The organism is Blastococcus aggregatus (assembly GCF_900221005.1).
Classification (GTDB): Bacteria; Actinomycetota; Actinomycetes; order Mycobacteriales; family Geodermatophilaceae; genus Blastococcus; species Blastococcus aggregatus.
In genome coordinates this window covers 16,305-42,872 of sequence record NZ_OBQI01000002.1, presented here as the reverse complement: position 1 = coordinate 42,872, position 26,568 = coordinate 16,305, and the positions used below count along the sequence as shown (strand labels likewise).

Sequence of the window (26,568 nt, the reverse complement as noted above, 5' to 3'; positions counted from 1 at the left end):
GCCAGGGCGGGCGCCACCCGGTGCCCGCGACAACCGGACCATGCGTTGCGGCCCCGTGGGTCGTACGCGCAAGAAGAGAGGCTGCAATGGCAGTCGTCGGCATGAAGCAGCTGCTCGACAGCGGCGTCCACTTCGGGCACCAGACCCGTCGCTGGAACCCGAAGATGAAGCGATTCATCTTCACCGAGCGCAATGGCATCTACATCATCGACCTGCAGCAGACGCTCGGGTACATCGACAACGCCTACGAGTTCGTCAAGCAGACGGTCGCGCACGGCGGTTCGATCCTGTTCGTCGGCACGAAGCGTCAGGCGCAGGAGGTCGTCGCCGAGCAGGCGACGCGCGTGGGCATGCCCTACGTCAACCAGCGCTGGCTCGGCGGCATGCTCACCAACTTCCAGACGGTCTTCAAGCGCCTCGAGCGCCTCAAGGAGATCGAGGACATGGAGCAGACCGGCGTGCTGGTCAGCCTGTCCAAGAAGGAGCAGCTGGTCCTCAGCCGCGAGAAGGCCAAGCTCGACCGCTCCCTCGGCGGTATCCGCGACATGAAGAAGGTGCCCAGCGCCATCTGGATCGTGGACACCAAGAAGGAGCACATCGCCGTCGGCGAGGCGCGCAAGCTCAAGATCCCCGTGGTCGCGATCCTCGACACCAACTGCGACCCCGACGAGGTCGACTACAAGATCCCGGGCAACGACGACGCGATCCGCAGCATCGCCGTGCTGACCCGCGTGATCGCCGACGCCGTCGCGGAGGGCCTCATGGCCCGCTCGGCCGCGCAGGCGAACGCCGGCCGCGAGGACGGCGCCGAGCCGGTCATCGGTGGCGACCAGCCGCTGGCCGACTGGGAGCGCGAGCTGCTGACCGGTGGTGACGCCGCAGCTGCCCCGGCCGCCGACGACGCCACCGCCACGCCGCTGCCGGAGACCCCGGCCGAGGCGCCCGCCGTCGCCGCCGCCGAGGTCGCCCCGGTCGAGGACGTCCCCGCCACCACCGGCGGCAAGGACAACAACGCCGTCTGACGGATCGGCGCCGTCCCCCTCCCGTCGACCGGCAGGGGGGCGGCGCCGCCGCCTGTCCGCTCCACCAGCAGCATCCACGGACCTACAGAGGAAGTGACATGGCTGAGTTCACCGCAGCCGACGTCAAGCGTCTCCGCGACGCCACCGGCGCCGGCATGATGGACTGCAAGAAGGCCCTGACCGAGGCCGACGGCGACTACGAGAAGGCCGTCGAGTTCCTGCGCGTCAAGGGCGCCAAGGACGTCGGCAAGCGCCTCGAGCGCTCCACGACCAACGGCATCGTCGTCAGCAAGGACGGCGCGCTGCTCGAGCTCGACTGCGAGACCGACTTCGTCGCCAAGAACGCCGACTTCATCAAGCTGGCCGAGCGCCTGCTCGAGATCGGCCTGCAGAGCAAGACGGCCGACGCCGCCTCGCTGCTCGGCTCCGACGTCGACGGCCAGACCGTCGCCGCGCTCGTCGAGGGCGAGTCCGCCCGCATCGGCGAGAAGCTGGTGCTGAGCCGGTTCGCGATCTTCGAGGGCACCGTCGCCACGTACCTGCACAAGCGGGCCACCGACCTGCCCCCGGCCATCGGTGTCGCGGTGCAGTACAGCGGTGGCACCGAGGAGGCGGCCCGCAGCCTGGCGATGCACATCGCCGCCGCGCGCCCGCGTTACCTCACCCGCGAGGAGGTCCCGGCCGAGGCGGTCGAGACCGAGCGCCGCGTCGCCGAGCAGACGGCCAAGGAGGAGGGCAAGCCCGAGCAGGCGATCACCAAGATCGTCGAGGGTCGGGTCAACGCCTACTTCAAGGACTTCGTCCTGCTCGAGCAGCCGTCGATCACCGAGCCCAAGCGCACGGTGAAGCAGATCGTCGACGAGGCCGGGATGACCGTGGAGCGCTTCGCGCGCTTCGAGGTCGGCCAGGCCTGAGGCATCACGCACCGACGTCCGGCCCCGCTCCTCTCCAGGAGCGGGGCCGGACGCCTGTACGGCAGGATCAACCCACTGATGTCGAACGAGGGATGACGCGTTGACCGAGACGACCGCACCGCTGTCCGCGCCCACCGCGTTCCAGCCCGCCGACGGCAGCGGCTACAAGCGCGTGCTGCTCAAGCTCTCCGGTGAGGCCTTCGGCGGCGGCAAGGTCGGCATCGACTCCGGCATCGTGCACAGCATCGCCGAGCAGCTGGCCGAGGTGGTGCACAAGGGGACGCAGGTCGCCGTCGTCGTCGGGGGCGGCAACTTCTTCCGCGGTGCGGAGCTCGCACAGGCGGGCATGGACCGTCGACACGCCGACTACATGGGCATGCTCGGCACGGTGATGAACGCGCTCGCCCTGCAGGCGTTCTGCGAGCAGGTGGGCCTGGAGACCCGGGTGCAGACGGCGATCACGATGGGCCAGGTCGCCGAGCCCTACATCCCGCGCAAGGCGGTGCGGCACCTGGAGAAGGGCCGGCTGGTCATCTTCGGCGCCGGCGCCGGCATGCCGTACTTCTCGACCGACACCGTCGCCGCCCAGCGCGCCATGGAGATCGGCTGCCAGGTGCTGCTGATGGCCAAGAACGGCGTCGACGGCGTGTACGACGACGACCCCCGGACGAACCCGGCGGCCACGATGTACCACGACCTCGACTACGCCACCGTGCTTGCCGACGAGCTCAAGGTCGCCGATGCGACGGCGATCAGCCTGGCGATGGAGAACCGGATGCCCATCGTGGTGTTCAACCTGCTGCGCGACGGCAACATCGCCCGGGCGACCGCAGGTGAGAGGATCGGCACGCTGATCAGCCAACCGGCCTGACGCCGGCGCACGATCCGCACAGACCAGGACGACGGCGGCCGCGGTCCGGCCGCCGCAGGAGGGACAACCCGTGATCGACGACACCCTGCTCGATGCCGAGGAGCGGATGGACAAGGCCCTGTCGGTCGCCCGGGAGGACCTCGGGTCCGTCCGCACCGGACGGGCCGCACCGTCCATGTTCAACCGCATCATGGTCGACTACTACGGCGCCTACACGCCCGTGCCGCAGATGGCGTCGATCACCGTGCCCGAGGCGCGGATGGCCGTCATCAAGCCCTACGACATGAGCCAGCTGACGGCCATCGAGCGGGCCATCCGCGACAGCGACCTCGGCGTCAACCCGACCAACGACGGCCAGATCCTGCGGGTGGTCTTCCCGCAGCTGACCGAGGAGCGGCGCCGCGACCTGGTCAAGCAGGCCCGGTCCAAGGGCGAGGACGCCAAGGTGGCGATCCGCAACATCCGCCGCCGCGCCAAGGACGAGCTCGACCGCATCGCCAAGGACGGCGAGGCCGGTGAGGACGACGTCCGCCGCGCGGAGAAGGAGCTCGACACCCTCACCGAGCAGCACGTCGCGCTGGTCGACGAGGCGATGAAGAACAAGGAGACCGAGCTGCTCGAGGTCTGACCTCCGACGGCCGACCGAGCCCATGACACCCCCTTCCGCCGACCGCCCGGGCGCCCTGCGCCCGGAGGCTCCGCCCTTCCCACCGACGGGCTCCCGCCCCGCCGGCGGGCGATCCGACCGGGACACCGGTCCGGTGTCCCGGTCGCGGTCGGTGCCCCCGCTGCCACCGGTCTCCGCGCGACCCCCAGCCCCCGACGCCACGGTGGAGGCTCCGGCGGTCGTGCCGCCCGCCGCTGCGGACCAGGGGCCGGTGGAAGAGGTGCCGATGAGCGACGTGCCCGCGGGCGAGCTGCCCGAGACCGAGAAGCCCGTGACCGGGCACGGCCGGGCCGGGCGGAACCTGAAGGCCGCGATCGGCGTGGGTGTCGGCCTCGTCGGACTGGTGCTGGCCTCGCTGCTGATCTGGCGCGCGGCGTTCGTGGGCCTGGTCGTCGCGGCGATGCTCGTGGGCGTCGTGGAGCTCACCCGCGCGCTCCGGGCCGGCGCGTTCCGCGCGCCGCTGGTGCCGCTGCTCGTCGGAGTGCCGGCGATGCTGGTGCTCGCCTGGACCCGCGGGCCGACCGGGCTGGTCACCGGTTTCCTGGTCACCGTGCTGGCCGTGCTGCTGTGGCGGCTCGGTGACGGTCCGGCCGGCTACCTGCGCGACGCCTCCGCCGGTGTCTTCGTCGCCCTGTACGTGCCGTTGCTCGCCGGGTTCGCCGTCCTGCTGGCCGTCCCCGACGACGGCGTGGCCCGGGTCCTGGCCTTCATCGCCACCGTCGTCTGCAGCGACGTCGGCGGCTACGCGGCCGGCGTGCTCTTCGGCAAGCACCCGATGGCGCCGTCGATCAGCCCGAAGAAGTCGTGGGAGGGGATGGCCGGCTCGGTGCTGGCCTGCGTGGTCGTCGGCGTCTGCCTGTTCACCTTCACCTTCCACGAGCCGTGGTGGGGCGGGGTGGTCTTCGGGGTGGCCCTCGCCCTGTCGGCGACCATCGGCGATCTGGGGGAGTCGCTGATCAAGCGGGATCTCGGGATCAAGGACATGGGCAACCTGCTGCCCGGGCACGGCGGGATCATGGACCGTCTCGACTCCTTGCTGCCCTCCGCCGCGGTCGCCTACCTGCTGCTGTCGCTGCTCGCGCCCGTCTGAGCCTCACGCCTCGCGGCTGACCGACCAGGTCCGGCCGATCTCGGCGAAGCCCCGCCGGGCGTACCACTCGCGCGGCCAGTCGTCCGCCGACGCCTCCAGCACCACCAGGTCGCAGCCCGCCGTCCCGGCGAGCTCCAGCGCCCGCGCCAGCAACGCGTCGGCGTGCCCGCGGCCGCGGGAACCGGGGTCGGTCATCACCGACTCCACGGCGGCGGTCGCGCCGTCGACGCGAAGCTGCGCGGCGGCGACCACCCGGCCCTCCTCGCGCACCACCAGGTCGGTCACCGCGACGACGAGGTCGTTGAGCCGCTCCCGCCCCACGAGCTGCCCGACCACGGCGTCCAGCCGTGCGCCGGTCGTCGCGAGGTTCCGGCGCCACGAGCGCTCCCACAGGTCGTGCACCTCGGTCTGCGCGACGACCTCCACCCGCTGCGTCGCTGCCGGCTGCGGGTCGGCGGGGGAGCGGGCCATGAGCACGAGCTGCTCCACCTCCCAGCCCGCCCGTCCCAGCTCCGCCGCGACCGGGGCGGCGCCAGGCCAGCCCAGCAGCGCTGCCCGGTACGGCCAGCCGGCGTTGCCGCCGACCTCCTCGGCGGTCGCGGTCACGGTCGCGGCGTCGACCGGGGAGGTCAGCAGCAGCCGGTTGTTGTCGTGGGAGGCGGGGACGTCGGGATCGAGCACCACCACGCCGCCGGGCACGTCACCCACGCCGACGGCCCGGCGCACCGGGAGCGACGTGTACAGCGCCAGCGCCCGGGCGAGCGGATCGCCGGGGGAGGGCAGCACCGGCTGCACCGGCGGCCGGTACGGGACGACGGCGACGACGGCGCGCGTCGGCAGCGGGCCGTAGAGGTGCGGGAACAGCATCCCGGCCGGGTCCTCGGGCCGGCCGGGTTCGAGCCGCACCGGGTCGGTCAGCCGGGCCGGGTCGACGACGAGCAGCACCAGGTCGCGCCGGCCGGGGAAGAGCGCCTCCGCCGGCAGGTGCACCTGCTCCGGCGTCGACAGGTGCACGAACCCGACGGCGTCCAGCGACGGCGGGCGCACCGCGCCCAGCTCCAGCGCCGCCCGCCAGGCAGCGGGTTCGATCAGGTGGACGTAGACGTCGGCAGCCACCCTGCGATCCTGCCTGCGTGCCCGACGACCAGCTGCCCGGCCCCACCGACTGGGGGACGACGGTCGGTGTCGGCCCCTGGGTGGGCCCCTGGCCGGAGGACCCGCGCTACGACCCCGAGCTCCTCGCCGGGGGCGACCGGCGCAACGTCGTCGACCGGTACCGCTACTGGACCGTCGAGGCGATCGTCGCCGATCTCGACCACCGTCGGCACGGCTTCTCCGTGGCGATCGAGAACTTCGGGCACGACGCGAACATCGGCACGGTGGTGCGCACGGCCAACGCCTTCCTCGCCGCGGAGGTGCACATCGTGGGCCGCCGCAGGTGGAACCGGCGGGGCGCCATGGTCACCGACCGGTACCAGCACCTGCGCCACCACGCCGACGTCGGCGAGCTGCTGGCCTTCGCCGCCGCCGAGCGGGTGCCGGTGGTCGCCGTCGACAACCACCCCGGCGCCGTGCCGATCGAGACCGCCGTCCTGCCCGAGCGCTGCCTGCTGCTGTTCGGGCAGGAGGGGCCCGGGCTCACGGAGGAGGCGCGGGCCGGTGCCTCGCTCACCGTCTCGATCGCGCAGTTCGGCTCGACCCGGTCGATCAACGTGGGCGTGGCCGCCGGCATCGCGATGCACGCCTGGGTCCGCCAGCACGCGCGGATCGGCTAGCCGCCGGTCAGCGGCGGATCGGCGTCGATGCCGCGCGCGGCGAGGGCGCGCTCGATCGCCTCGCAGACGGTGCGGACCACGAACACGCGTGCCCAGCGCTTGTCCTCCGCGGCGACGACGTGCCACGGGCCCGCCGGGTGGTCGGTGCGCTCGAGCATCTCCTCGACCGCAGCCTCGTACTCGGGCCGCTTCTCCCGGTTCCGCCAGTCCTCGTCGGTCAGCTTCCAGGCCTTGTACGGGTCGGCCCGGCGCGACTCGAAGCGCTGCAGCTGCTCCTCGGCCGAGACGTGCATCCAGAACTTGACCAGCACCGTGCCCTCGGCCGCCAGCGTCGTCTCCAGGTCGACGATCTCCCGGTAGGCCCGGCGCCACGTCTCCTCGGTGGCGAAGCCCTCCACCCGCTCCACCAGCACCCGGCCGTACCAGGTGCGGTCGAGGACGGTCATCCCGCCCCAGCCCGGCAGCACCGGCCAGAAGCGCCACAGGAAGTGGTGCCGCTTCTCGTCGGAGGTGGGCGCGGCGAACTGCGCGACCCGGGCGTGCCGGGGGTCGAGCGGCTCGACCAGCCGCTTGATCGCCCCGCCCTTGCCCGAGGCGTCCCAGCCCTCGAAGAGCACCAGCAGCGGCGGGCCCAGCTCGCCCGGGCCGATCTGCCCGCCCAGCAGCAGGCGCAGATGGGTCAGCCGCTGCTGCACGGCGGCGAGCTGGTCGGCCGACTCCTTCTTGTCGAGGGAGGCGGTCAGGTCGACGTCCGCGAGCCGGCTCATGACCGCAGACCCTGCCAGGGATCGTCCGGACGGGGTGAGTTCGGTCTCCGGAGGGCTGCACGGGCCGGGGGAGTGGGACGATGGAGCCGCCATGACTGCCCTGCCCCTCGTCTTCGACGCCCCCCGCCGCGGCAAGCCGCCGCGCCACCTCGCCGACCTCACCCGCGACGAGGCCCGCGCGGCGGTCGCCGAACTCGGGCAGCCGGCCTTCCGCGCCGACCAGCTGGCCCGGCACTTCTACCGCGGGGTCACCGACCCGGAGCAGATGACCGACCTGCCCGCGGCCGTCCGCGAGACGCTCACCGAGGCGCTGCTGCCCGGCCTGCTGACCGTCGTCCGGCACCAGACCGCCGACGACGGGCGCACCCGCAAGACGCTGTGGCGCCTGCACGACGGCGCGCTCGTGGAGAGCGTGCTCATGCGCTATCCCGGCCGCGCCACCGTCTGCATCTCCAGCCAGGCCGGGTGCGGCATGGCCTGCCCGTTCTGCGCCACCGGCCAGCAGGGGCTGACCCGTAACCTGTCCGCCGCCGAGATCATCGGCCAGGCGGTCGCCGCCTCCGCGGCGATGGCGAACGGCGAGATCGCCGGGGGCCCCGGGCGGTTGTCCAACGTGGTCTTCATGGGCATGGGGGAGCCGCTGGCCAACTACCCCCGCGTCCGCAAGACCCTCGACGCGCTGCTGACCCCCGCCCCGCACGGCCTGGGCCTGGCACAGCGCTCGGTCACCGTCTCCACCGTCGGTCTGGTCCCGGCCATCCGCCGGCTGACCGACGAGGGCCTCAACGTCACCCTCGCGGTGAGCCTGCACGCCCCGGACGACGAGCTGCGCGACACACTCGTGCCGATCAACACCCGCTGGAAGGTCGGCGAGGTCGTGGACGCCGCCGACGCCTACGCGAAGCGGACCGGCCGCCGCTACTCGGTGGAGTACGCGCTGATCCGCGACGTCAACGACCAGCCGTTCCGGGCCGACCTGCTCGGCAAGCTCCTCGCCGGCAAGCTCGCGCACGTCAACCTGATCCCGCTCAACCCCACGCCGGGCAGCAAGTGGGACGCCAGCCCGCTGCCGGCCCAGCGCGAGTTCGTCGCCCGGCTGCGCGCCGCCGGCGTGCCGACGACGGTGCGCGACACCCGCGGCCAGGACATCGACGGCGCCTGCGGCCAGCTCGCCGCGGCCGACCAGGTCGACGGCGTGCCGAGCGTCGCCCTGCCCACCCCGTCGGCGGAGCCGGTCGAGCCGCCCGTCGAGCTGGGTGCCGAGGGCGACGCGTGAGCGCGTCGACGCCGCAGGCAGAAGCGCACGACCACAGCCATTCCGACGTCTCCGGTGGCTGGCTGCGGGCGGCCGTGTTCGGTGCCATGGACGGGCTGGTCACCAACACCGCCCTGGTGGCCGGTGTCGGCGGCGGTGGCGCGGCACCTCGGGCGATCGTCCTGGCGGGCGTCGCGAGCCTGGTCGCCGGCGCGATCTCCATGTCGCTCGGCGAGTACACCTCGGTGAAGACGCAGAACGAGCAGCTCGACCGCGAGGTGGAGAAGGAGCGGCGCGAGCTCGAGCGCAATCCCGAGGGGGAGCTGCGGGAGCTGACCCAGATGCTGCAGGTGCGCGGAGTCGACGAGGCGTTGGCCCGCGAGGTAGCCGTCCAGCTGTCCCGCGACCCGGAGACGGCGCTGCGCCTGCACGTCGTCGCCGAGCTGGGCCTGAGTCCCGAGGACAAGCCGTCGCCGATGACGGCCGCCGTCTCCTCCTTCGTCACCTTCGGCGTCGGTGCACTGATCCCGCTGCTGCCCTACCTGTTCGGCGTCGCGGTGCTGTGGCCGGCTCTGCTGTGCGGCGGCATCGGGCTGGTCGTCGCCGGGGCGCTGTCCTCGCTCTTCACCCCGCGGCCCTGGTGGTTCTCCGCCGGACGCCAGCTGCTCTTCGGCGCGGCGGCCGCAGGCATCACCTACCTCATCGGCGCGGCGATCGGCGTCACCGTCGCCTGACCCTGTCGGTCAGACGCCCGGGGCGGTCCGACGGCGGTGCAGCGCGACGCCGCCGGCTCCGAGCAGCAGGGCGGCGAGGCCGCCGCCGACCAGCCAGGGCGTGAGCGCCCCGTCGTCCGACGTGGCCTCGGCGGCCGAGCCGGCCGCGGAGGCCGCCGCACCATCGGCCGCGGCGACGCGGAACGGCAGGACGACGAGGTCGCCGCTGAGGGGACCCGAGAACGTGAGGGTGTGCGCGCCGGCCTCCGCCTCGTCGGGCAGCTGGAGCGCGGCGGTGACGGTGCCCGTGGCGTCGGTCGTGAACGTGCCCAGCGTGACGGGCTCCGAGCGCATGACCACCGTGACCTGCTCGCCGGGCTGGAAGCCGGTCCAGCTCAGGCTCAGCTGCTCCCCGGCCTCCAGTGGCTCCTCGGCGGCCAGCCGCCCGCAGTCCGTGCAGGCGGCCGAAGGGCCGGGGCTGGCCGGAGACGTGGAGGGCGCCGCTGACGAGGGTGGCGTGGTGGGTGTCGTGGTCCGCGGTGCGGCGCTGGGCGGCGACGCGGGTGCGGGCGCAGAGCTCCGCGGCACGGTCGGGCGGGCCACGGGCGGAGGCGCCGGAGGGGTGACCGGCGCCGGAACCGGCGCAGCGACCGGCGGAGGCGTGGCGGGCATGATGAACAGCCGCACCTGCTCGTAGGAGAAGACCCGGGCGCCCGGACGGTCGCAGTGCGCAACGACGAAGCCCGATCCGGTCGGGTGCGTGGCGTCGGTCCGCAAGGTCACCGACCAGGAGCCGTCGGGAGCGGTCCTCGGGACCGTCCCGTTGATCCATCCCATGCCCACCCACACCCTCCAGGGGTGCTCCTCGGTGTTCGGCGGGGCCTGGTCGGGGCCCCCGCAGCCGGTGCCCGAGACGGTGAACGAGCCTCCGGGGTTGACGGTCGTGGGCGACACGATCACCGCCGGGGCGGCGACGGCGTCCGTCACCGGGATGAGCAGGCCGGCGACGACAGCGGCGAGTACGACGACCAGGGCGAGCAGGCGGGGCATGGGCACTCCGTCGGGCGCACGGCCCGGCGTGCCCGAGCTCCGGCGGAAGGGTACGGTGCCGGGCCGTTCAGCTCCGGAGTACGGCGTGGACGTGTCCCGGAAGGCCTCGGTCCGGGTGCCGGAACGACGAAGGGCCCGCCCCGGGACGGAGCGAGCCCTTCGTCGTCGACCGCAGCGCGGTCAGCGGCTGCGCCAGGCGTTCTTCCTGCGGAACATGTCCCAGACCAGGATCACGACGAGCACGACAGCGATGCCGAGCACCCACAGGTCCTCGACGCGCCCCTCGTGGTTGCCGATCAGGTAGCTGAGCGTCACGAGCACGGCGATCCAGGCGCCGAAGCGCCCCTTCCTGCCCGTCTCGCCGTGCCAGCCCCAGTCGGCCGGCTCCTCGTGCTCGACGGGGTGCGCACCGGCGCGGACCACGCCCTCCTCGCGCCCGGGCTGGTTGACCCGCTCGGTGCCGGGGTCGTCGATCGAGATCCGATCCCGGTGCGTCTGCTCGCTCACGTGCTCTCCTCGCGACGCTGCTGTGTCCTTGGTCAGCTCGCAGGACGCTGACCCGCTCATAGTGCCAGGCGTGCCCGGCGGCCACCGGCCAGGGCGGCCGCGCGTCGCCGGGTCAGCCGCCGCAGGCCAGGCCGGCCGTGGCGACCGCGGCGGTCGTGCCGGCCGTGGGCAGGCGGAGCAGGGCGCCCTCGACGGGCGGGCTCGCAGGCAGCACGGTGGCCGCGGTGAGCTCCGTGCCGGCCAGCGCCGCGAGGTCGGCGAGCGAGGTGCCGGGGTCCAGGGACATGGCGCCGGAGGCGGCCCACGCCGTCCTCTGCAGGCGCCAGGGCTGGGAGCGGGCGTCGGCCACGCGCTCCAGCAGTGCCCCGAGCACCTGGGCCGCCGTCGCGGCGCGCCCGTCGGGGTCGACGGGCGCCGGCTCCCAGCCGCCGTCCGCCGGCATCTCCGGGTGCCGGGAGCGGACGAGGGCCAGAGCTGTCGCGCCGTCCAGCTCCTGTCGCCCGGAACCGGTGAGCAGCAGTCCTGCCTGCGGGTCGCGGACCGGTCCGGGCAGGTCGACGTCCACCCCGCCGACGGCGTCCACGAGATCGGTGAAACCGGCGAGGTCGACGGTGACCAGGTGGTCGGTGGGGATGCCCAGCCCGCACAGTGCGGCGACCGTGGCCTGCGGCCCGCGCAGCCAGCTGAGTGCCAGCCGGCCGGTGTGACTCCCGTCGGTGACCAGCAGGTCGCGAGGAACCGACAGGACCCGTGTGCCGGCGTCGGTCCGGTGGACCACCAGCACGACGTCCGCCCGGCTGCCCGGGACCTCCTCGGTGCTCCCGAAAGCGTCTGCTCCCGCGCCGGCGGGCAGGGACTCGCGCGAGTCGAGCCCGACGAGCACCCAGGTGCGGCCGTCCCCGTCGTCGGCGCGGAGGTCCACCTGGACCTGCCCCATCCGGGCGGCGAGGAGGGCGGCGTCGACACCGACGGCGAGGAGGACCAGCAGCGCGGTCGCGACGGCTGCCCGGAGCCACCTCCGGGACCACGGCCGACGCCGGCCAGGGCGGACCTGGCCGGCGTCGGGATCGTGCGGTGCGGTCATGCTCAGGCCTGCACGGCCCCCGCGGACCGGCGACGCGCGGCGAACACCAGCCCGCCGCCGGCGGCGAGGGCGCCCAGGCCCAGGCCCAGCGGCAGGGCGACGCTGGCACCGGTCGAGGCCAGCTGGCTCGAGCCGGTCGTGGCGAGCGTGGCGGAGGCCACGGCGAAGGACTCCTGGAAGTAGGTGCCCTTGTCGCCCTCGTAGACCAGCGTGTGGTCACCGACCGGCGTGCCCGCGGGGACCGTGAACTCGATCCGGACGGTGCCCGACGCGTCGGCGGTGAACGAGCCCACCCGCTGCGGGGTCGAGTTGAGGGTGACCGTGACGACCTCGAAGGGCTTGAACCCGGTGAGCACCTTCACGACCTTCTGGCCCAGCGGAGCGCGGTCACCGGTCGCGGCGCCCGTGTCGGGGCTCGTGACGCCGGGGGTGATGGCCGCCTGGCCGCGGGGGGTGCCGGGCGCGACGGGCGCGGACGCGGGGGTCGGCGCCGGGGCCGGGGCCGGGGTCGAGGGCGTGGCCACCGTGAGCGTGAAGTTCTGGTAGTCGAAGCCGTCGGTGTACCAGTCGCAGACGGCGGCGAACTCGTAGGTCCCGGCCTCCGTCGGCGCGGTCTGGGTGATGCTCCAGGAGCCGTTCACGGCCGCCGGCTCGGCGTCGGCCGACTGGGCGCCGACCGCGAGGAAGACGACGCCCAGGGCGTCGTAGTTCGAGTCCTGGGAGATGCACTCCGTGCCGGAGACGGTGTAGGTCGCACCGGGGGCGACGGTCGACTGGCTGACGGTCACGGAGGGGGCCGCCATGGCGGCAGGGGCGAACGCCACGCCGAGGGCGGCGGTGCCGAGGGCGAGCCCAGCGGCGGTGACCGCACGACGAGGGGAGAACTGCGACATGGGGAGAGGCCTTCCTTGGCATCTGCGGTCCGGTGCTGGGCCGTCATCTGCACCATCGGCACGATCGCGTTCCGCTTGAGCCCGGATCACCTTTCCGGGGCAGGAGTGACGGATGGGGTGGGTGAGGCCGAGGTCCTGGGGCGCGGCTTGGCAGGATCACCGGCATGAGCCAGCCGCGTGAGGTCACCGTGCTCGGATCCACCGGTTCGATCGGCCGGCAGGCGGTCGCGGTCGCCGGCCAGAACCCCGACCGGCTGCGGATCACCGGCCTGGCCGCCGGCGGGGGGGACGTCGCACTGCTCGCCGAGCAGGCGCTGGCCCTCGGCGTGCGCACCGTCGCCGTCGCCAAGGCCACCGCCGCGCAGGACCTGCAGCTGGCCTTCTACGCCGCGGCCTCGAAGCGGGGGTGGTCGCGCGGGGAGTACGCCCTGCCGGAGATCCTCGCCGGGCCGCGCGCCGCCGAGGAGCTGGCCGCCCGCCCCGCCGACGTCGTCCTCAACGGCATCACCGGCTCCATCGGCCTGGGCCCGACGCTGTCGGCGCTGCGGGCGGGCCGCACGGTCGCGCTGGCGAACAAGGAGTCGCTGATCGCCGGGGGAGACCTCGTCCTGGCCGCCGCCGCACCGGGCCAGCTCGTCCCCGTCGACTCGGAGCACTCGGCCCTGGCGCAGTGCCTGCGCGCCGGGTCGCGCGAGGAGGTCGCCCGGCTGGTGCTCACGGCCAGCGGGGGGCCCTTCCGGGGTCGCTCGGCGGCCGAGCTCGAGGCGGTCACCGTCGAGCAGGCGATGGCCCACCCCACCTGGGACATGGGCCCGGTCGTCACCATCAACTCGGCGACCCTGGTCAACAAGGGCCTCGAGCTGATCGAGGCGCACCTGCTCTTCGGCGTCCCGTACGCCGACATCGACATCGTCGTGCACCCCCAGTCGATCGTGCACTCGATGGTGACCTTCGCCGACGGCGCGACGATCGCCCAGGCCAGCCCGCCGGACATGCGGCTGCCAATCGCCCTCGGCCTGGCCTGGCCCGACCGGCTCCCCGACGTGCAGCCCGCGCTGGACTGGACCACGGCCAGCACCTGGGAGTTCTTCCCGCTCGACGAGCAGGCGTTCCCGGCGGTGCGGCTGGCCCGCTCGGCGGGGGAGGCCGGCGGGGTGGCGCCGGCGATCTTCAACGCGGCGAACGAGGAGGCGGTCGCGGCCTTCACGGCGGGTCGGCTGTCGTTCCCAGGGATCGTGCAGCTCGTCGCGCGTACCCTCGACGAGGCGCCGGACCTCGGCGCCCCCACGCGTGTCGAGGACGTCCTCGCTGCGGAGAAGTGGGCCCGGGAGCACGCCCGGGGCATCATCGCCGGAGGCTGAGCTGAGCGGGTTCCTGCTGACGGTCCTCGGGATCGTCGCCTTCGCCCTCGGCCTGCTGTTCAGCATCGGGTTCCACGAGTTCGGCCACTTCTTCTGGGCCCGGAAGTTCGGCATGCGGGTGCCGCAGTTCTTCGTCGGCTTCGGCCCGACGGTGTTCTCGCGCCGATTCGGTGAGACCGAGTTCGGCATCAAGGGCATCCCGCTCGGCGGCTACATCCGCATCGTCGGCATGATCCCGCCGGCCGAGGAGGGTGAGAGCAAGCGCGCCACCCGCATGCGCAGCTTCATCGCCGAGGTGCGCGGGCAGGCGCTCGACGACGTGCTGCCCACCGACGGCGACCGGGTCTTCTACAAGAAGCCCTGGTGGCAGCGGATCATCGTCATGTTCGCCGGCCCCTTCCACAACCTCGTGCTGGCGGTCCTGTTCTTCACGATCGTGCTCACGGCCTTCGGCATCCCCGGGGCGACGACGACGGTCAGCGCGGTCCCGGAGTGCGTGCTGCCGGCGGACGCCGCCACCCGCACCTGCCCGGAGGACGCCGAGCCGTCGCCCGCCGCCGCCGCCGGGATCCGGGCAGGCGACACCGTCGTCGCGATCGACGGCCGCCCGGTGTCGTCGGTGGCCGACACCGGTCAGGACGACGAGGCGACCGGCTGGGGCCAGGTCCAGGACGCCATCCGGGCGAGCATCGACACCCCCGTCGTCCTCACCGTCGAGCGCGAGGAGGGCGGCGCCACGCGGCAGCTCGACCTCACCGTCACCCCGATCGCCAACACCGTCCGCGTCGACGACGACGGCGACGGCGAGGCCGACGGCACCCGCACGGTCGGCTACGTGGGGGTCCAGGCGGCGCAGACCTACGTCCAGCAGCCGCTCACCGCGGTGCCGGGCTTCGTCGGCGACTACGCCGTCAGGGCGGTCGACCGGCTGGCCGAGATCCCGCAGCGCGTCCCGGCGCTCTTCCGGGCCGCCTTCCTGGGGGAGGAGCGCGACCCGCTGGGGCCGATCGGCGTCGTCGGCGTCGGCCGGATCTCCGGTGAGGTCTTCGCGCTGGACCGGATCACCACCACGGAGAAGATCAGCACGTTCTTCCAGCTGCTGGCCGGGATGAACCTGGTGCTGTTCCTGTTCAACCTGCTGCCGATCTACCCGCTCGACGGCGGGCACGTCGCCGGTGCGCTGTACGAGAAGGCGCGCGCGACCGTCGCCCGGCTGCGCGGGCGCCCGGACCCCGGGCCCTTCGACATCGCCCGGCTGATGCCCGTGGCCTACGTGGTCGCCGGGCTCTTCCTCGTGCTGTCGGGGCTGCTGTTCATCGCCGACATCGTCAACCCGATCACCCTCGCCGGCTGAGCCGGCCGCGAGCCGATCAGCACGCCGGCGACGACGAGCGCCCCGGCCGCCAGTTCCACCGGGTCCAGGACCTCGCCGAAGGCCAGCCACGACGCGAGCACGCCGACCACGGGCACCAGCATGGAGAACGGCGCGACCACGTTCGACGGGTGCCGGGACAGCAGCGAGTTCCACACCCCGTACCCGATCAGCGTGGCGACGACGACCACGTAGAGCAGGCCCAGGACGGCCGGCAGGGCCTCGGCGGTGGCGACGTCGGCCAGCGACCGGCCGATCCGGTCGGGGCCCTCGACCAGGAGCGCCAGCACCAGCATCGGCAGGGGCGGGACGACCGCCGACCACAGCGTGAGGTGCAGCCCGTTCGACGCCTTCGCCTGCCGGCTGCAGACGTTCCCGATCGCCCAGCCCAGCGCCCCGCACAGGGTCAGGACGACGGGCAGCCATGCCGCGGTCTGCGAGCGGTGCAGCGCGATCACCGCCAGCCCGGCGACGGCCAGGCCGACGCCCGCGAGCTGCCGGGCGGACAGCCTCTCGTGCAGCCAGACGCCGGCGAGCAGGACGGTGAAGGGTGCCGAGGCCTGGAGGACGAGCGAGGCCAGGCCGCTCGGCATCCCGGCGGCCATGCCGAGGTAGAGGAAGGCGAACTGCAGCAGCCCGATGCCCAGCCCGACCCCGACGAGCCAGTGCACCGGCACCGGCGGGCGGGGCACGAACAGCAGGGCGGGCAGCGCCACCAGGGAGAACCGCAGCGCGACCATGAACAGCGGCGGGAAGTGCTCGAGGGCCAGGGCGGTGGCGGGGAAGTTGACGCCCCAGCAGACGGCGACGAGGCAGGCGAGGAGTCGGTCGCGGACGGGCACGCGGTCGAGCGTCGGGCCCATCAGGGTGAAGGACAAGCGCAAAGCGGTGCATCGACCATGTAGCGTCGCTTCATGATCGAGGACGGGCTCTGGCGTCGGGTGGACGTCGCCCACCTCGCCGTGCTCCGCGAGCTGGCCGAGCACGGGTCGGTGACGGCGGTGGCCCGCGCCACGGCCCTGTCGCCCTCGGCGGTCTCCCAGCAGCTCAAGGTGCTGCAGCGGCGGCTCGGGGTCGTGCTGGTCGAGCGGGCCGGCCGGGGGGTGCGGCTGACCGACGCAGGCCGGGCACTGGCCGGCATCGCGGCGAGCGTCTCCACCGCCCTGGCCACCGCGGAGGCCGACTGGCAGCGCTACCGCGGCGGGGTCGGCGGGACCGTCCGGCTGGCCACCTTCCACTCGGCCGGCGAGCTGCTCGTCCCCGGCCTGCTCGACCGCATGGCACAGCACCCCGGCGTCGTCCTGGAGACCGTCGACGAGGACGTGCTGCAGGATGACTTCGCCGGCCTGACCGCCGACTACGACGTCGTCGTCGCCCACCGCTCGGACGACGTCGTGCCACCGCGGCGCGACGGCCTGGAGGTCCGCCTGCTCCTCCGGGAGCCGCTCGACGTCGCGCTGCCGCTGGACCACCCGCTCGCCGGACGCGACCGCGTCACCCCGGCGGACGTCATCGACGAGGACTGGATCGCCCCGCCGCCCGAGTTCCCCATCGACCGCGTGCTGACCGCCCTGGCGGCGCAGGCGGGCCGCCCGGTGCGCGTCGTGCGCCGGACCACCCACCTGCCCCTGACCGAGAAGCTGGTCGCCCGCGGGCACGGCATCGCCCTGCTGCCGCGCCACACGACCCGCGACCGGGCCGAGGGCCGGCTGGCACTGGTGCCGCTGGCCGACCTGCGCGCGGGCCGGGTCGTCGAGGCGCTGATGCGCCCCGACCGGGCCGCCCGGCGGTCGGTGCAGGTCGTCCTCGAGGCGCTGGTCGCCGAGGCCGCCTCCTACGCCTGACGCGTCAGGACCGCGGAAGGGCGGCGGTCGGCGGGGCGACGACGGGCAGTCCGGCCCAGCGGCGCGCGACGCCGAGGACCTCGCCCGGCTCTCCCGAGTACTCCCACGGGAACTCGTTGAGGCTGCGGCCGATCGCCTCCAGGTGCGGCCGGGCGCCGTCGGGGTCGTCGGCCAGCCAGAACGCGTACGCGGCGATGTTGTGGCCGAACAGACGCGCTCCGGGCATCGGCGTGCCCTCCGGCCCTCTCATCCAGCGCGTCACGCACTCGCGCAGCTCCGTGCGCGTCGCACCGGAGGTCATGTGCCGGGCCGCAGCGGCCGGGCCCCCGCGACCGCTCTCGAGGTGCAGGTGGTGCTCGACGTGCGCCATCGCCGGCAGCAGGCACACGGCGGAGCCGTCCGGTGCCTCAGCGGCCAGTTCGCGTGCCACCCCGAACATCGCGTCGGTCGACCCCATCCACTTCTCGCAGAGGGTCTGCAGGACCGCCAGAGAGCCCTGCACGTGGTGCGGGCTGCGCTCGAAGAGTTCCTGCGTCCGCCGCTCGAACTCCTCCTGCGGGACCTGCTGGCCGCGGGCCATCTGCACGAGCGTCGCCCAGGGCGCCGGATCCGCGGGCGCCAGCTCGATCGCCCGGTTCGCCAGCCGCTCGGCCTGGTCCAGTCCCGTGGAGAAGGCGCGGAGCTGCTGCTCGCCGGTCTGGTCGGCGTACGCGGCGCCGCGGGCGGCCCACGCCCGCTGCAACGCCAACTCCGCCCGCACGGCGTGCACCGTCGCTTCGTCCGGGCGCGCGGCGAACCACTCCTCGACCCACTGCGAGTCGTGGACCGACTCCTGGGCGAGGATCCAGAGCCGCTCGTAGCGGACGTCGGCGTCGCCCGTCGCGCCGAGCAGGGCGGCCGCCTGCTGCCACTCGCCGCGCCGGGCGGCCTCCAGCGCGTGCGCCAGGTCGACGTCGTCGCCCACCGCGTCGGCCGGGATGATCTCGTCGGGCGAGAGCTCGCCCTCGACGGCGGTCCGGCCGCCGATCAGGAAGGTGACGAACCGGGCGAACCGGGCAGCGGTCAGCACCAGCACGCCGCCCGCGGCGGCGAACCCGGCCTGCGACGGCAGGGCAGTGGTCTGCACGTGCGGTGCGACCAGTCCGTAGGTCAGCCCCCAGACCGCGACCAGCAGCGCCGGGTAGGCGACCACGACGCTGATCGCCCGGACACCCGTGGGGTTGAACAGGAACGGGTACTCGGGCCGGACGCCGATCAGACGCCCCAGGGGGCTGCCCGCGACGGCGTACATGACGGCGAAGAGCAGGACGACGACGGCGGCGGTCGTCGCCACGTCCGCGCCGGTGGGATCCAGGGTCATGGGGCGGGAATGTAGGCGGGCCGAGGCGGTCGTCGACGGCGAATCACCACGGCGCGGGAGCCCGCCGGCCGCTCATGTCACAACCGCGCCACCAGCATCGAGCGTCCCGCGGGGGATACTGGCTGCATGGCGATCCCCGTCGGTCTCGGCATGCCGGCCGCACCCCCGCCCGTACTCGCTCCGCGACGCAAGACGCGACAGCTCGACGTGGGCGGCGTCGGTGTCGGCAGCGACTCCCCGGTGAGCGTGCAGTCGATGTGCACGACCAAGACCGCCGACATCAACGCGACGCTCCAGCAGATCGCCGAGCTGACCGCGTCGGGCTGCCAGATCGTGCGGGTCGCGGTGCCCGACACCGACGATGCCGAGGCGCTGGCCACGATCGCGCGGAAGTCGCAGATCCCGGTGATCGCCGACATCCACTTCCAGCCGCGCTACGTGTTCGCCGCGATCGACGCCGGCTGCGCCGCCGTCCGCGTGAACCCCGGCAACATCAAGAAGTTCGACGACAAGGTCGGCGAGATCGCCCGCGCGGCCAAGGACGCGGGGACGCCGATCCGCATCGGCGTCAACGCCGGGTCCCTCGACAAGCGGCTGCTCGCCAAGTACGGCAAGGCCACGCCCGAGGCGCTGGTCGAGTCGGCGCTGTGGGAGTGCTCGCTGTTCGAGGAGCACGACTTCCGCGACATCAAGATCTCGGTCAAGCACAACGACCCGGTGATCATGGTCCGCGCCTACGAGCTGCTCGCGGCCCAGTGCGACTACCCGCTGCACCTCGGGGTCACCGAGGCCGGGCCGGCCTTCCAGGGCACGATCAAGTCGGCCGTCGCCTTCGGCGCGCTGCTGTCGCAGGGCATCGGCGACACCATCCGCGTCTCCCTGTCGGCCCCGCCGGCCGAGGAGGTCAAGGTCGGCAACCAGATCCTGGAGTCGCTGAACCTCAAGCAGCGCGGGCTGGAGATCGTCAGCTGCCCGTCGTGCGGCCGCGCGCAGGTCGACGTCTACAAGCTCGCCAACGAGGTCACCGCCGGCCTGGAGGGCATGGAGGTGCCGCTGCGCGTCGCCGTCATGGGCTGCGTCGTCAACGGCCCCGGCGAGGCCCGCGAGGCCGACCTCGGCGTGGCCTCGGGCAACGGCAAGGGGCAGATCTTCGTCAAGGGCGAGGTCGTCAAGACCGTGCCCGAGTCGATGATCGTCGAGACCCTCATCGAGGAGGCGCTCCGGATCGCCGCCGAGCAGACCGATGCCGGCATCGCCTCGGGTCCGCCCGTCGTCTCCGTCAGCTGACCGGCCCGTACCCGCCCGCTGCCTGCCCGTGCTGAGATCGCCAGGGTCATCCGCCCACCCCGCCACCCCGACGGCCCGCGTCCTGGACGAGGCCGACGAGTCCGCCGTCCACCGGCTGCTGGCGACCGACCCGGTGGCGGCCTGCGTGCTGGCGGGACGGGTCGAGCTCACCGGCACCGCCCAGGGCGCCGTCGGTGCGCCGCTGTGGGGCTTCGGGTCCGGGCGGTCGCTGGAGGCGATCTGCCTGGCCGGCGCCAATCTCATCCCCTTCGCCGTGCCCGGTGCGGAGCACGCCGCCGCCGTGGCCTTCGCCGAGCGGGCCCGCCGCGGCGGCCGCCGGTGCAGCACGATCGTCGGGTCGGCGGCCTCCGTGGCACCGCTGTGGGAGCTGCTGGCGCCCTCCTGGGGCCCGCCTCGGGACCACCGCCCCCGCCAGCCGCTGATGGCCATCGACGGCCCGGCGGCCGTCGCGCCCGAGACGCGGGTCCGCCCGGTGCGGGAAGACGAGCTGGACGTGCTGCTCCCCGCGGCGGTCGCCATGTTCACCGAGGAGATCGGGGTCAGCCCCCTGCGCCTCGACGGCGGGGCCGGGTACCGGGCGCGGCTGGCCGAGCTCGTCCGGGCCGGGCGGGCGCTGGCCTGGATCGAGGACGGCCGGGTGGTGTTCAAGGCCGAGATCGGGGCGGTGAGCCGAGCGGCCTGCCAGGTGCAGGGCGTGTGGGTCGCCCCCGCGTACCGCGGCCGGGGCATCGGCGCTGCGGGCACCGCCGCGGTCGTGGAGTACGCCCGGTCGGCCCTCGCCCCCGTGGTCAGCCTGTACGTCAACGACTACAACCTCGCGGCGCGCGCCGCCTACCGCCGGGTCGGCTTCCGCGAGGTCGGGCAGTTCTCCAGCGTGCTGTTCTAGAACGGTCGGGTCCGTCTGGAACGCTGCGGACGTGCGCGCGAGATCTGGCTCCCTCCTGCTGACGTCCGTCCTGCTCGCCGGCCCCGTCCTGGCCGCCTGCTCGGGCGGGGGAGAGGACGAGGCGCGGCAGGCCGCGCAGGCGTTCCTCGACGACTGGGCCGACGGGGACGCCGCAGCCGCCGCGGCGGCCACCACGGATCCCGACGCCGCGACGACGTTCCTGGAGCAGGCGGCCACGGACCTGCCCGATGCGACGCTGGCCGCCGAGCTCGGCGCCGTCACCGTGGAGGACGGCACCGCCACCGCCGCCTGGACCGCGACCTGGGACCTGGTCGCCGCCCCTGACTGGAGCTACGAGGCCACGTTGCGGCTCGAGGAGGGGGAGGACTCCTGGGTGGTCGTCGCCGAGCCCACCGTGGTGCACCCCGAGCTCGCCGAGGGGCAGCATCTGGTGCTGAGCCGCGCCCTCCCGGAGCGCGCCGCCCTCACCGACGCGTCGGGTGCGCCCCTGTTCACCCTCACCGAGGTGGTGGACGTGGGCGTCGATCCCGCTCAGGTGACCGACCTGCCGGCCCTGGCCGGCGCCCTGTCGGCGGCCACGGGCATCGAGGCCGCGACGATCACCGCCGACGTCCAGGCCGCTCCGGCCGGCCAGTTCGTCCCCGTGATCACGCTGCGCCGCCCCGCCTTCGAGGCGATCCGCGCCCAGGTCTTCGACCTGCCCGGCGCGGTCTTCCCGACCCGGACGCGGCTGCTGGCGCCGTCGGCCCAGTTCGCCGAGGCGCTGATCGGCCGGGTCGGCGCGGCGACCGCCGAGATCCTCGAGGAGTCCGCCGAGGACGGCGAGCCCCGCTACGCCCCCGGCGACCAGCTCGGCACCTCCGGGCTGCAGCGGGTCTACCAGGACCAGCTGGCCGGCACCCCGGGCTTCGCCGTCCGGGTGGCCGCCCTCGACGAGACCATCGGGGACGAGGGCCGCGAGATCGCCGCCGTCGATCCCGTGCCCGGCGAGCCGGTGCAGACCCCCCTCGTACCGGCGGTCCAGAACGCCGCCGACGCCGCCGTGGCCGCCGAGCCGCGCCCCACGCACATCGTCGTCGTCCGGCCGGGCACCGGTGAGCTCCTCGCCGTCTCCTCCAACGAGGTGGCCGACGCGGGCAACGCCCTGGTTGGCCGCTTCCCGCCCGGCTCGAGCATGAAGGCGATCACCGCCACGGCGCTGCTCTCCGCCGGGACGGTGACCCCGGACAGCGCCGTCCCGTGCCCGGGGACGACGGTGGTCGAGGGCCGCGAGTTCGAGAACCAGGACCAGTTCGACCTCGGCACCGTGCCCTTCACCGAGGCCTTCGCCGAGTCGTGCAACACGACCTTCATCCAGCAGGGGATGCAGCTCCCCGAGGGCGCGCTGGCCGACGCGGCGGCCGCGTTCGGGGTGGGCACCGACTGGCAGCTGCCGGTCGACGTCTTCTCCGGCAGCGTGCCCGCCGACAGCACCGGCACGACCAAGGCCGCGAACATGATCGGCCAGGGGCAGGTGCTCATGAGCCCGGCGCAGATGGCGCTGGTGGTCGCCGGTATCGCCGGAGGCACGCCGGTCGCCCCGGTCGAGGTCGTCGGCGCAGAGCCGGCCGGGGCGGTGCCCTCGGGCCCGGGTCCGCAGGTCCTCGACGCGCTGCGCCCGATGATGCGGCAGGTGGTGCTGACCGGTACCGCCGCCGCGCTCGCCGACCGCGGCGAGGTGTTCGGCAAGACGGGGACAGCAGAGTTCGGGACCAACACCCCGCCGGACTCCCACGGCTGGTTCGTCGGCTACCGGCTCGACGGGGCCGGCGGGCCGATCGCCTTCGCCGTCCTGGTCGAGGCCGGTCAGTCCAGCGGCGCCGCGGTGGCCGTCGCCGACGCCTTCCTGGGTGCGCTGGGCTGAGGTGTCCCCTCAGGCGAACCGGAAGGCCAGGGACGTCTCCCGCGCATAGCGGCGCCGGGTTCCCCAGAGCACGACGCGGAAGACGTTGCCGACGCTGGCGAACGCCGCGTCCAGCTGCGGGCGGGTGAGGCCGTCGGCGATCCACGGCACGAGGAACCGCATCCGCTGGATGCTCGTGCCCGAGCCCGCGGCCTCCTCGACCGCGTCCCAGCCCTCCTGGGACAGCAACCGCTGCACGATCGGGAGGGCCTCTTCCTCCTCGTGACGCAGGTGGTGGGCCAGCACCTCCCGGGTCCGGCCGACGCACCCGGCCAGCTGCTGCCGCGTTCCCTCCTCCGGGCGCTCGGCCATCGCGGCGAAGCCCTCGGCGCAGCCGGCCAGCAGGGGGTCGATGAGGTGGTGCTCGGTCTCCATGGCCTCCAGCGTCGCGCGCCCGTCGGCATCGCCCTGGCCATCGACGAGGTCGAGCAGCTGCGGCCACAGCACCTCGTCCTCGGCGGAGTGGTGGTGGTGCAGGACGTGACCGAAGCGCTCCCACCGGACGCCCAGTGCCCGCCACACCTCGCGCTCGGGGACGGGCGTACCGGCGGCGGCGCGGGCGAACGACGCCAGGTCCCGGCGGAAGGCGTGGTGGGCCAGGTACATGCCGTTGAGGTCCAGGGGGCCCTCGGCCACGGACGTCTGGCCGGGCAGGTCCAGCAGCGCGGGGCCGGCGGGGCGGTGCGCGATGGGGCTCATGGGTGGTCTCCTCGTGCGGGCGGGACGGGGTGTGCGTACCCCGTCGCCTGCAGCGTGGGACCGGCCGCTTGTGCCGCACTTGAGGTCCACTGCAACGGCGGCGCAGAGCCGCCGGCCGAACCGCTCAACCCGGCGGCAACCCCGGCAGGGCCCGGGTGACCGGCGTCTGGCCCGCGGCGGTCCGCCAGCCCACGGCGCGCACCTCGGCGCCGCTGAGCGCCTCGAGGGCCAGCTCGCGGGTGCCGGACCCGGCGGCCTGGTCGAGCACGCGCACCCAGGCGGTGGCGGTGCCGTCCTCCAGGACCACGGCCAGTGTCGCCGCGTCGACCGCGGAGAGCACGGGAAAGGGCAGGGCGTAGGCGCCCTCGGCCGGGGCCGGCTCCACCGAGCGCTCGGCCAGCAGGGTGATCACCCGGTCGCGGACGTCGCGGTGGGCGGCCTCGGCGCTGCCCGCCGCGCCCCGCGCCCCCGGCTCGAGCGCCGCACCCACCACGCCGTAGCCCCAGACCGCGGCGTGCGCGGCTTCCAGTGCCAGGCCGAGCGCGGCGTTCTCCGCGGCCAGGTCCTGGGCGCCCTCGTCGGCGCCGTCGTCAGCCATTCCGGGCTCCCGTCATGCCAGTCGTCCGTCCTGTCCGCGCAGTCCGGCGGAGATCGAGCCGAGCAGCGCGGCCCGCGCGCCGGACTGGTTCACGCAGGCGGTGGCGTGGGAGGTGGCCGCCGCGGCGACCTGCGCGCGCAGCCACGAGCGGGCCTCGCCCGGGGAGGGCGGCGAGCCGGGGGAGACCGCCGACGGCGTCGCCCCCGGGGCCGCTGCCCGCAACCGCGCGAGCTGCTCGCCGGCCTGGGCGGCGAGCTCCGCGACCTCCCCGGCGAGACCCGGGTCGGCGGCGCCGGCCGCCGTGTACGCCGCCACGAGCGTCTCCTGCACGCCGACCTGGCCCAGCAGCTGGTCGGCCTGCTCCCCGGTCACCCGTTCCCGCTGCTCCGTCCGGGACGAGGTGCAGCCCGCGGCGAGGAGCGCCAGTCCGGCGGCCGAGGTGGCCAGCAGCGTGCGCCGGGAGAAGCCCCGGGGGCCGGGGGGAGGGAGGGAGGACATCGGGGCCCATCCTCGCAGCCGTCGGCGGCCGGGGTCGGCACGGTCGGCGCCGGGCGAGTTCCGCGTCGGCCCGCCGGTCAGGGGAGTCCCGCCCGCACCTCGCGCCCCACCGGAGCGGGCGGGCGGCGGCACCGGTGCCCGGTCCCGGGCCCCCGCGCCGGGCGGTAACCTGACCTCTTCCCCTCGGAACCCCCGCCCGGCTGTGCCGGAACGGGTCCGGGGACGCGCACCGCACCCTGCGGCCGCCCGAGCCAGGAGGAGGTAGCAGTGTCCGCCTCTCGGAGCACCGCCCGCACCGACCCCGCCGCCGCCCGGCTGGCCGGGTGGATCGAGCCCGTCGTCGAGGGGGCCGGATACGACCTCGAGGAGCTCGTGGTCACCCCCGCGGGCCGTCGCAGCGTCGTCCGGGTGGTCGTCGACCGGGACTCCGGGGTGACCCTCGACGACATCGCCGAGGTCAGCCGCGCGGTGTCCGAGGTCCTCGACAGCGAGGACGACGGCATGGGCCGCACGCCCTACGTCCTGGAGGTCACCAGCCCCGGCGTCGACCGGCCGCTCACCGAGCAGCGGCACTGGCGGCGCAACCTCGGCCGCCTCGTGACCGTGACCGTGGGGCCGGCCGGCGACGAGGTCACCGGCCGCATCACCGCGGTGGAGGACGGCGGCGTGACGGTCGCGGTCGAGGCGCAGGGCAAGCCCGGCGCGAAGAAGCGCCCGCCGACTCCGCGGCACGTGCCCTGGACCGAGCTCGGCAACGGGCGCGTGCAGGTGGAGTTCGGCCGCCCCACCCCGGAGGACGACGTCGTCCCCGGCACCGACACGGATGAGGACGACCTGCTCGACGACGAACTGATCGACGACGAGCTGATCGACGACGACATGGACGACCCCGAGCTCGACGACGACGTCGCGCCGGGGAACGCGCCCCAGGCGCGAGGAGGAGCACAGTGAACATCGACGTCACCGCGCTCAAGGCGGTCGTGGGGGAGAAGGGCATCCCCGCCGACACGGTCATCCAGGCGATCGAGAGCGCCCTGGTCACCGCCTACCGGCACGCAGACGGCGCCGCCAAGCACGTCCGCGTCCACGTGGACCGCAAGAGCGGCGAGGTCGCCGTCCTGGCCCAGGAGCTGGGTGCCGACGGCGAGGTCGTGCGCGAGTGGGACGACACGCCCACCGACTTCGGCCGGATCGCCGCCAGCACCGCCAAGCAGGTCATCGTGCAGCGGCTGCGCGACGCCGAGCACGAGCAGACCTTCGGTGAGTACGCCGGCAAGGAGGGCGACATCGTCAGCGGCATCGTGCAGGCGCACGACCGCCGCAACGTGCAGGGCACGGTGCTGATCGACATCGGCAAGGTGGAGGCGGTGCTGCCCTCGACGGAGCAGGTGCCCGGGGAGGACTACACCCACGGCAGCCGCATCAAGGCCTACGTCGTCTCGGTGGCCCGCACCTTCCGTGGCCCGCAGGTGACCGTCTCCCGCAGCCACCCGCACCTGGTCCGCAAGCTGTTCGCCCTCGAGGTGCCCGAGGTGGCCGACGGCAGCGTCGAGATCGTCGCGGTGGCCCGGGAGGCGGGCGCCCGCTCGAAGATCGCCGTCCGCACCACGGTGCCCGGGCTCAATGCCAAGGGCGCCTGCATCGGCCCGATGGGCCAGCGGGTGCGCAACGTCATGAGCGAGCTGCACGGCGAGAAGATCGACATCGTCGACTGGTCGGACGACCCGGCCACGTACGTGGCCCAGGCGCTGAGCCCGGCCCGCGTCACCGAGGCCCGCGTCGTCGACGCCCAGGCGAAGGCCGTGCGGGTCGTGGTCCCGGACTACCAGCTGTCGCTGGCCATCGGCAAGGAGGGCCAGAACGCCCGTCTCGCCGCCCGGCTGACCGGTTGCCGGATCGACATCCGCAGCGACGCCCAGGCCGACGACGCCGCCGCCGAGCCCTCTCCGGGAGTGGGCCGGGCGCCGCTGCGCTCGGGTGCGCCGGCTCCCTCCACGGGGGGACGGCCGAGCGCTCATCGGCCCCCACCCCGACGTGTGGAACATCGGGGACCGACGACGCGCTAGAGTGC

The 26,568-nt window shown here is 74.2% G+C and carries 27 protein-coding genes; 16 read left to right on the top strand and 11 right to left on the bottom strand.

Annotated elements, in window-relative coordinates; genetic code table 11:
- Window positions 1-86: 86 nt before the first annotated feature.
- The 5 genes from rpsB to CRP29_RS05850 all read left to right on the top strand — a co-directional run bounded on the left by rpsB (window position 87) and on the right by CRP29_RS05850 (window position 4,564).
- The gene (gene rpsB / locus CRP29_RS05870; RefSeq protein WP_097194174.1) at window positions 87-1,022 is read left to right on the top strand and encodes a 30S ribosomal protein S2; all 936 of its coding nucleotides are present in this window, start codon (window positions 87-89) and stop codon (window positions 1,020-1,022) included.
- Window positions 1,023-1,120: 98 nt separating this feature from the next.
- Window positions 1,121-1,936 carry a translation elongation factor Ts gene (tsf, locus tag CRP29_RS05865; RefSeq protein ID WP_097194173.1) on the top strand — a complete coding sequence of 272 codons (816 nt, stop codon included), beginning with the start codon at window positions 1,121-1,123 and terminating at the stop codon, window positions 1,934-1,936.
- A gap of 100 nt (window positions 1,937-2,036) precedes the next feature.
- A complete protein-coding gene (gene pyrH / locus CRP29_RS05860) occupies window positions 2,037-2,807 on the top strand; it encodes a UMP kinase (RefSeq protein WP_425427060.1) in 771 nt (256 codons plus the stop codon).
- Between the two features lie 70 nt (window positions 2,808-2,877).
- A complete protein-coding gene (gene frr, locus CRP29_RS05855) occupies window positions 2,878-3,435 on the top strand; it encodes a ribosome recycling factor (RefSeq protein WP_091980337.1) in 558 nt (185 codons plus the stop codon).
- Window positions 3,436-3,700: 265 nt separating this feature from the next.
- Window positions 3,701-4,564 carry a phosphatidate cytidylyltransferase gene (locus tag CRP29_RS05850; RefSeq protein ID WP_245852530.1) on the top strand — a complete coding sequence of 288 codons (864 nt, stop codon included), beginning with the start codon at window positions 3,701-3,703 and terminating at the stop codon, window positions 4,562-4,564.
- A gap of 3 nt (window positions 4,565-4,567) precedes the next feature.
- On the opposite strand, the gene CRP29_RS05845 is transcribed toward CRP29_RS05850, so the two are convergent.
- Window positions 4,568-5,680, bottom strand: a complete 1,113-nt coding sequence (locus CRP29_RS05845) for a DUF952 domain-containing protein (protein WP_097194171.1) — start codon at window positions 5,678-5,680, stop codon at window positions 4,568-4,570.
- A gap of 17 nt (window positions 5,681-5,697) precedes the next feature.
- Between CRP29_RS05845 and CRP29_RS05840 the strand changes: the two genes are divergently transcribed.
- Window positions 5,698-6,339: a TrmH family RNA methyltransferase gene (locus CRP29_RS05840; protein ID WP_097194170.1), complete on the top strand. Its 642-nt coding sequence runs from the start codon at window positions 5,698-5,700 to the stop codon at window positions 6,337-6,339.
- Here the strand turns inward: CRP29_RS05840 and CRP29_RS05835 are convergent.
- Window positions 6,336-7,106: a polyphosphate kinase 2 family protein gene (locus CRP29_RS05835; RefSeq protein WP_097194169.1), complete on the bottom strand. Its 771-nt coding sequence runs from the start codon at window positions 7,104-7,106 to the stop codon at window positions 6,336-6,338. The two genes, CRP29_RS05840 and CRP29_RS05835, sit on opposite strands and share 4 nt — an antisense overlap.
- Before the next feature lie 91 nt (window positions 7,107-7,197).
- On the opposite strand from CRP29_RS05835, the gene rlmN reads away from it, so the two are divergent.
- Together rlmN and CRP29_RS05825 are read left to right on the top strand one after the other, a co-directional pair.
- Complete coding sequence (gene rlmN, locus CRP29_RS05830; RefSeq protein ID WP_097194168.1) at window positions 7,198-8,382, top strand: dual-specificity RNA methyltransferase RlmN; 1,185 nt, start codon at window positions 7,198-7,200, stop codon at window positions 8,380-8,382.
- Window positions 8,379-9,095, top strand: coding sequence for a VIT1/CCC1 transporter family protein (locus tag CRP29_RS05825; RefSeq protein ID WP_097194167.1), 717 nt, complete (start codon window positions 8,379-8,381; stop codon window positions 9,093-9,095). The genes rlmN and CRP29_RS05825 overlap by 4 nt, the downstream gene beginning before the upstream one ends.
- A gap of 9 nt (window positions 9,096-9,104) precedes the next feature.
- Here the strand turns inward: CRP29_RS05825 and CRP29_RS22620 are convergent, their stop codons facing one another.
- From CRP29_RS22620 to CRP29_RS05805, 4 genes are all read right to left on the bottom strand, one after another.
- Window positions 9,105-10,124: a hypothetical protein gene (locus CRP29_RS22620; RefSeq protein WP_097194166.1), complete on the bottom strand. Its 1,020-nt coding sequence runs from the start codon at window positions 10,122-10,124 to the stop codon at window positions 9,105-9,107.
- Window positions 10,125-10,304: 180 nt separating this feature from the next.
- Window positions 10,305-10,631: a DUF2631 domain-containing protein gene (locus CRP29_RS05815; protein ID WP_097194165.1), complete on the bottom strand. Its 327-nt coding sequence runs from the start codon at window positions 10,629-10,631 to the stop codon at window positions 10,305-10,307.
- A 112-nt stretch (window positions 10,632-10,743) separates the two neighbouring features.
- Window positions 10,744-11,715, bottom strand: a complete 972-nt coding sequence (locus CRP29_RS05810; protein ID WP_097194164.1) for an LCP family protein — start codon at window positions 11,713-11,715, stop codon at window positions 10,744-10,746.
- A gap of 2 nt (window positions 11,716-11,717) precedes the next feature.
- A complete protein-coding gene (locus CRP29_RS05805) occupies window positions 11,718-12,608 on the bottom strand; it encodes an LPXTG cell wall anchor domain-containing protein (protein WP_097194163.1) in 891 nt (296 codons plus the stop codon).
- 164 nt (window positions 12,609-12,772) lie between these two features.
- On the opposite strand from CRP29_RS05805, the gene dxr reads away from it, so the two are divergent.
- Window positions 12,773-13,969, top strand: a complete 1,197-nt coding sequence (dxr, locus tag CRP29_RS05800; RefSeq protein WP_097194162.1) for a 1-deoxy-D-xylulose-5-phosphate reductoisomerase — start codon at window positions 12,773-12,775, stop codon at window positions 13,967-13,969.
- The gene (locus CRP29_RS05795) at window positions 13,899-15,323 is read left to right on the top strand and encodes a M50 family metallopeptidase (RefSeq protein WP_245852528.1); all 1,425 of its coding nucleotides are present in this window, start codon (window positions 13,899-13,901) and stop codon (window positions 15,321-15,323) included. The genes dxr and CRP29_RS05795 overlap by 71 nt, the downstream gene beginning before the upstream one ends.
- Here CRP29_RS05795 and CRP29_RS05790 read toward each other — a convergent pair.
- A complete protein-coding gene (locus tag CRP29_RS05790) occupies window positions 15,239-16,219 on the bottom strand; it encodes an EamA family transporter (protein ID WP_245852526.1) in 981 nt (326 codons plus the stop codon). The genes CRP29_RS05795 and CRP29_RS05790 overlap by 85 nt on opposite strands.
- Window positions 16,220-16,255: 36 nt before the next feature.
- Here CRP29_RS05790 and CRP29_RS05785 point away from each other — a divergent pair, with 36 nt between their 5' ends.
- Complete coding sequence (locus CRP29_RS05785) at window positions 16,256-17,185, top strand: LysR family transcriptional regulator (protein ID WP_217991474.1); 930 nt, start codon at window positions 16,256-16,258, stop codon at window positions 17,183-17,185.
- A gap of 4 nt (window positions 17,186-17,189) precedes the next feature.
- On the opposite strand, the gene CRP29_RS05780 is transcribed toward CRP29_RS05785, so the two are convergent.
- Window positions 17,190-18,545, bottom strand: a complete 1,356-nt coding sequence (locus CRP29_RS05780) for a hypothetical protein (RefSeq protein WP_097194161.1) — start codon at window positions 18,543-18,545, stop codon at window positions 17,190-17,192.
- 126 nt (window positions 18,546-18,671) lie between these two features.
- Here CRP29_RS05780 and ispG point away from each other — a divergent pair, with 126 nt between their 5' ends.
- From ispG to CRP29_RS05765, 3 genes are read left to right on the top strand one after another with little or no spacing between them, the layout of a single operon-like run.
- Complete coding sequence (ispG, locus tag CRP29_RS05775) at window positions 18,672-19,832, top strand: flavodoxin-dependent (E)-4-hydroxy-3-methylbut-2-enyl-diphosphate synthase (protein ID WP_097194160.1); 1,161 nt, start codon at window positions 18,672-18,674, stop codon at window positions 19,830-19,832.
- A gap of 28 nt (window positions 19,833-19,860) precedes the next feature.
- On the top strand, window positions 19,861-20,739 hold the full coding sequence (locus CRP29_RS05770; RefSeq protein ID WP_245852524.1) for a GNAT family N-acetyltransferase: 879 nt from the start codon (window positions 19,861-19,863) through the stop codon (window positions 20,737-20,739).
- A 31-nt stretch (window positions 20,740-20,770) separates the two neighbouring features.
- Window positions 20,771-22,663: a penicillin-binding transpeptidase domain-containing protein gene (locus CRP29_RS05765; RefSeq protein ID WP_097194158.1), complete on the top strand. Its 1,893-nt coding sequence runs from the start codon at window positions 20,771-20,773 to the stop codon at window positions 22,661-22,663.
- A gap of 9 nt (window positions 22,664-22,672) precedes the next feature.
- On the opposite strand, the gene CRP29_RS05760 is transcribed toward CRP29_RS05765, so the two are convergent.
- From CRP29_RS05760 to CRP29_RS05750, 3 genes are all read right to left on the bottom strand, one after another.
- A complete protein-coding gene (locus CRP29_RS05760) occupies window positions 22,673-23,401 on the bottom strand; it encodes a hemerythrin domain-containing protein (protein WP_097194157.1) in 729 nt (242 codons plus the stop codon).
- Window positions 23,402-23,525: 124 nt separating this feature from the next.
- The gene (locus CRP29_RS05755) at window positions 23,526-23,999 is read right to left on the bottom strand and encodes a ferritin-like domain-containing protein (RefSeq protein WP_097194156.1); all 474 of its coding nucleotides are present in this window, start codon (window positions 23,997-23,999) and stop codon (window positions 23,526-23,528) included.
- A gap of 12 nt (window positions 24,000-24,011) precedes the next feature.
- The gene (locus CRP29_RS05750) at window positions 24,012-24,497 is read right to left on the bottom strand and encodes a hypothetical protein (RefSeq protein WP_097194155.1); all 486 of its coding nucleotides are present in this window, start codon (window positions 24,495-24,497) and stop codon (window positions 24,012-24,014) included.
- Window positions 24,498-24,764: 267 nt separating this feature from the next.
- Between CRP29_RS05750 and rimP the strand changes: the two genes are divergently transcribed.
- Entirely contained in the window at window positions 24,765-25,448 is a 684-nt protein-coding gene (gene rimP, locus CRP29_RS05745; protein ID WP_097194154.1) for a ribosome maturation factor RimP, read from the top strand.
- Window positions 25,445-26,563, top strand: coding sequence for a transcription termination factor NusA (gene nusA, locus CRP29_RS05740; RefSeq protein ID WP_097194153.1), 1,119 nt, complete (start codon window positions 25,445-25,447; stop codon window positions 26,561-26,563). The genes rimP and nusA overlap by 4 nt, the downstream gene beginning before the upstream one ends.
- Window positions 26,564-26,568: the final 5 nt, after the last annotated feature.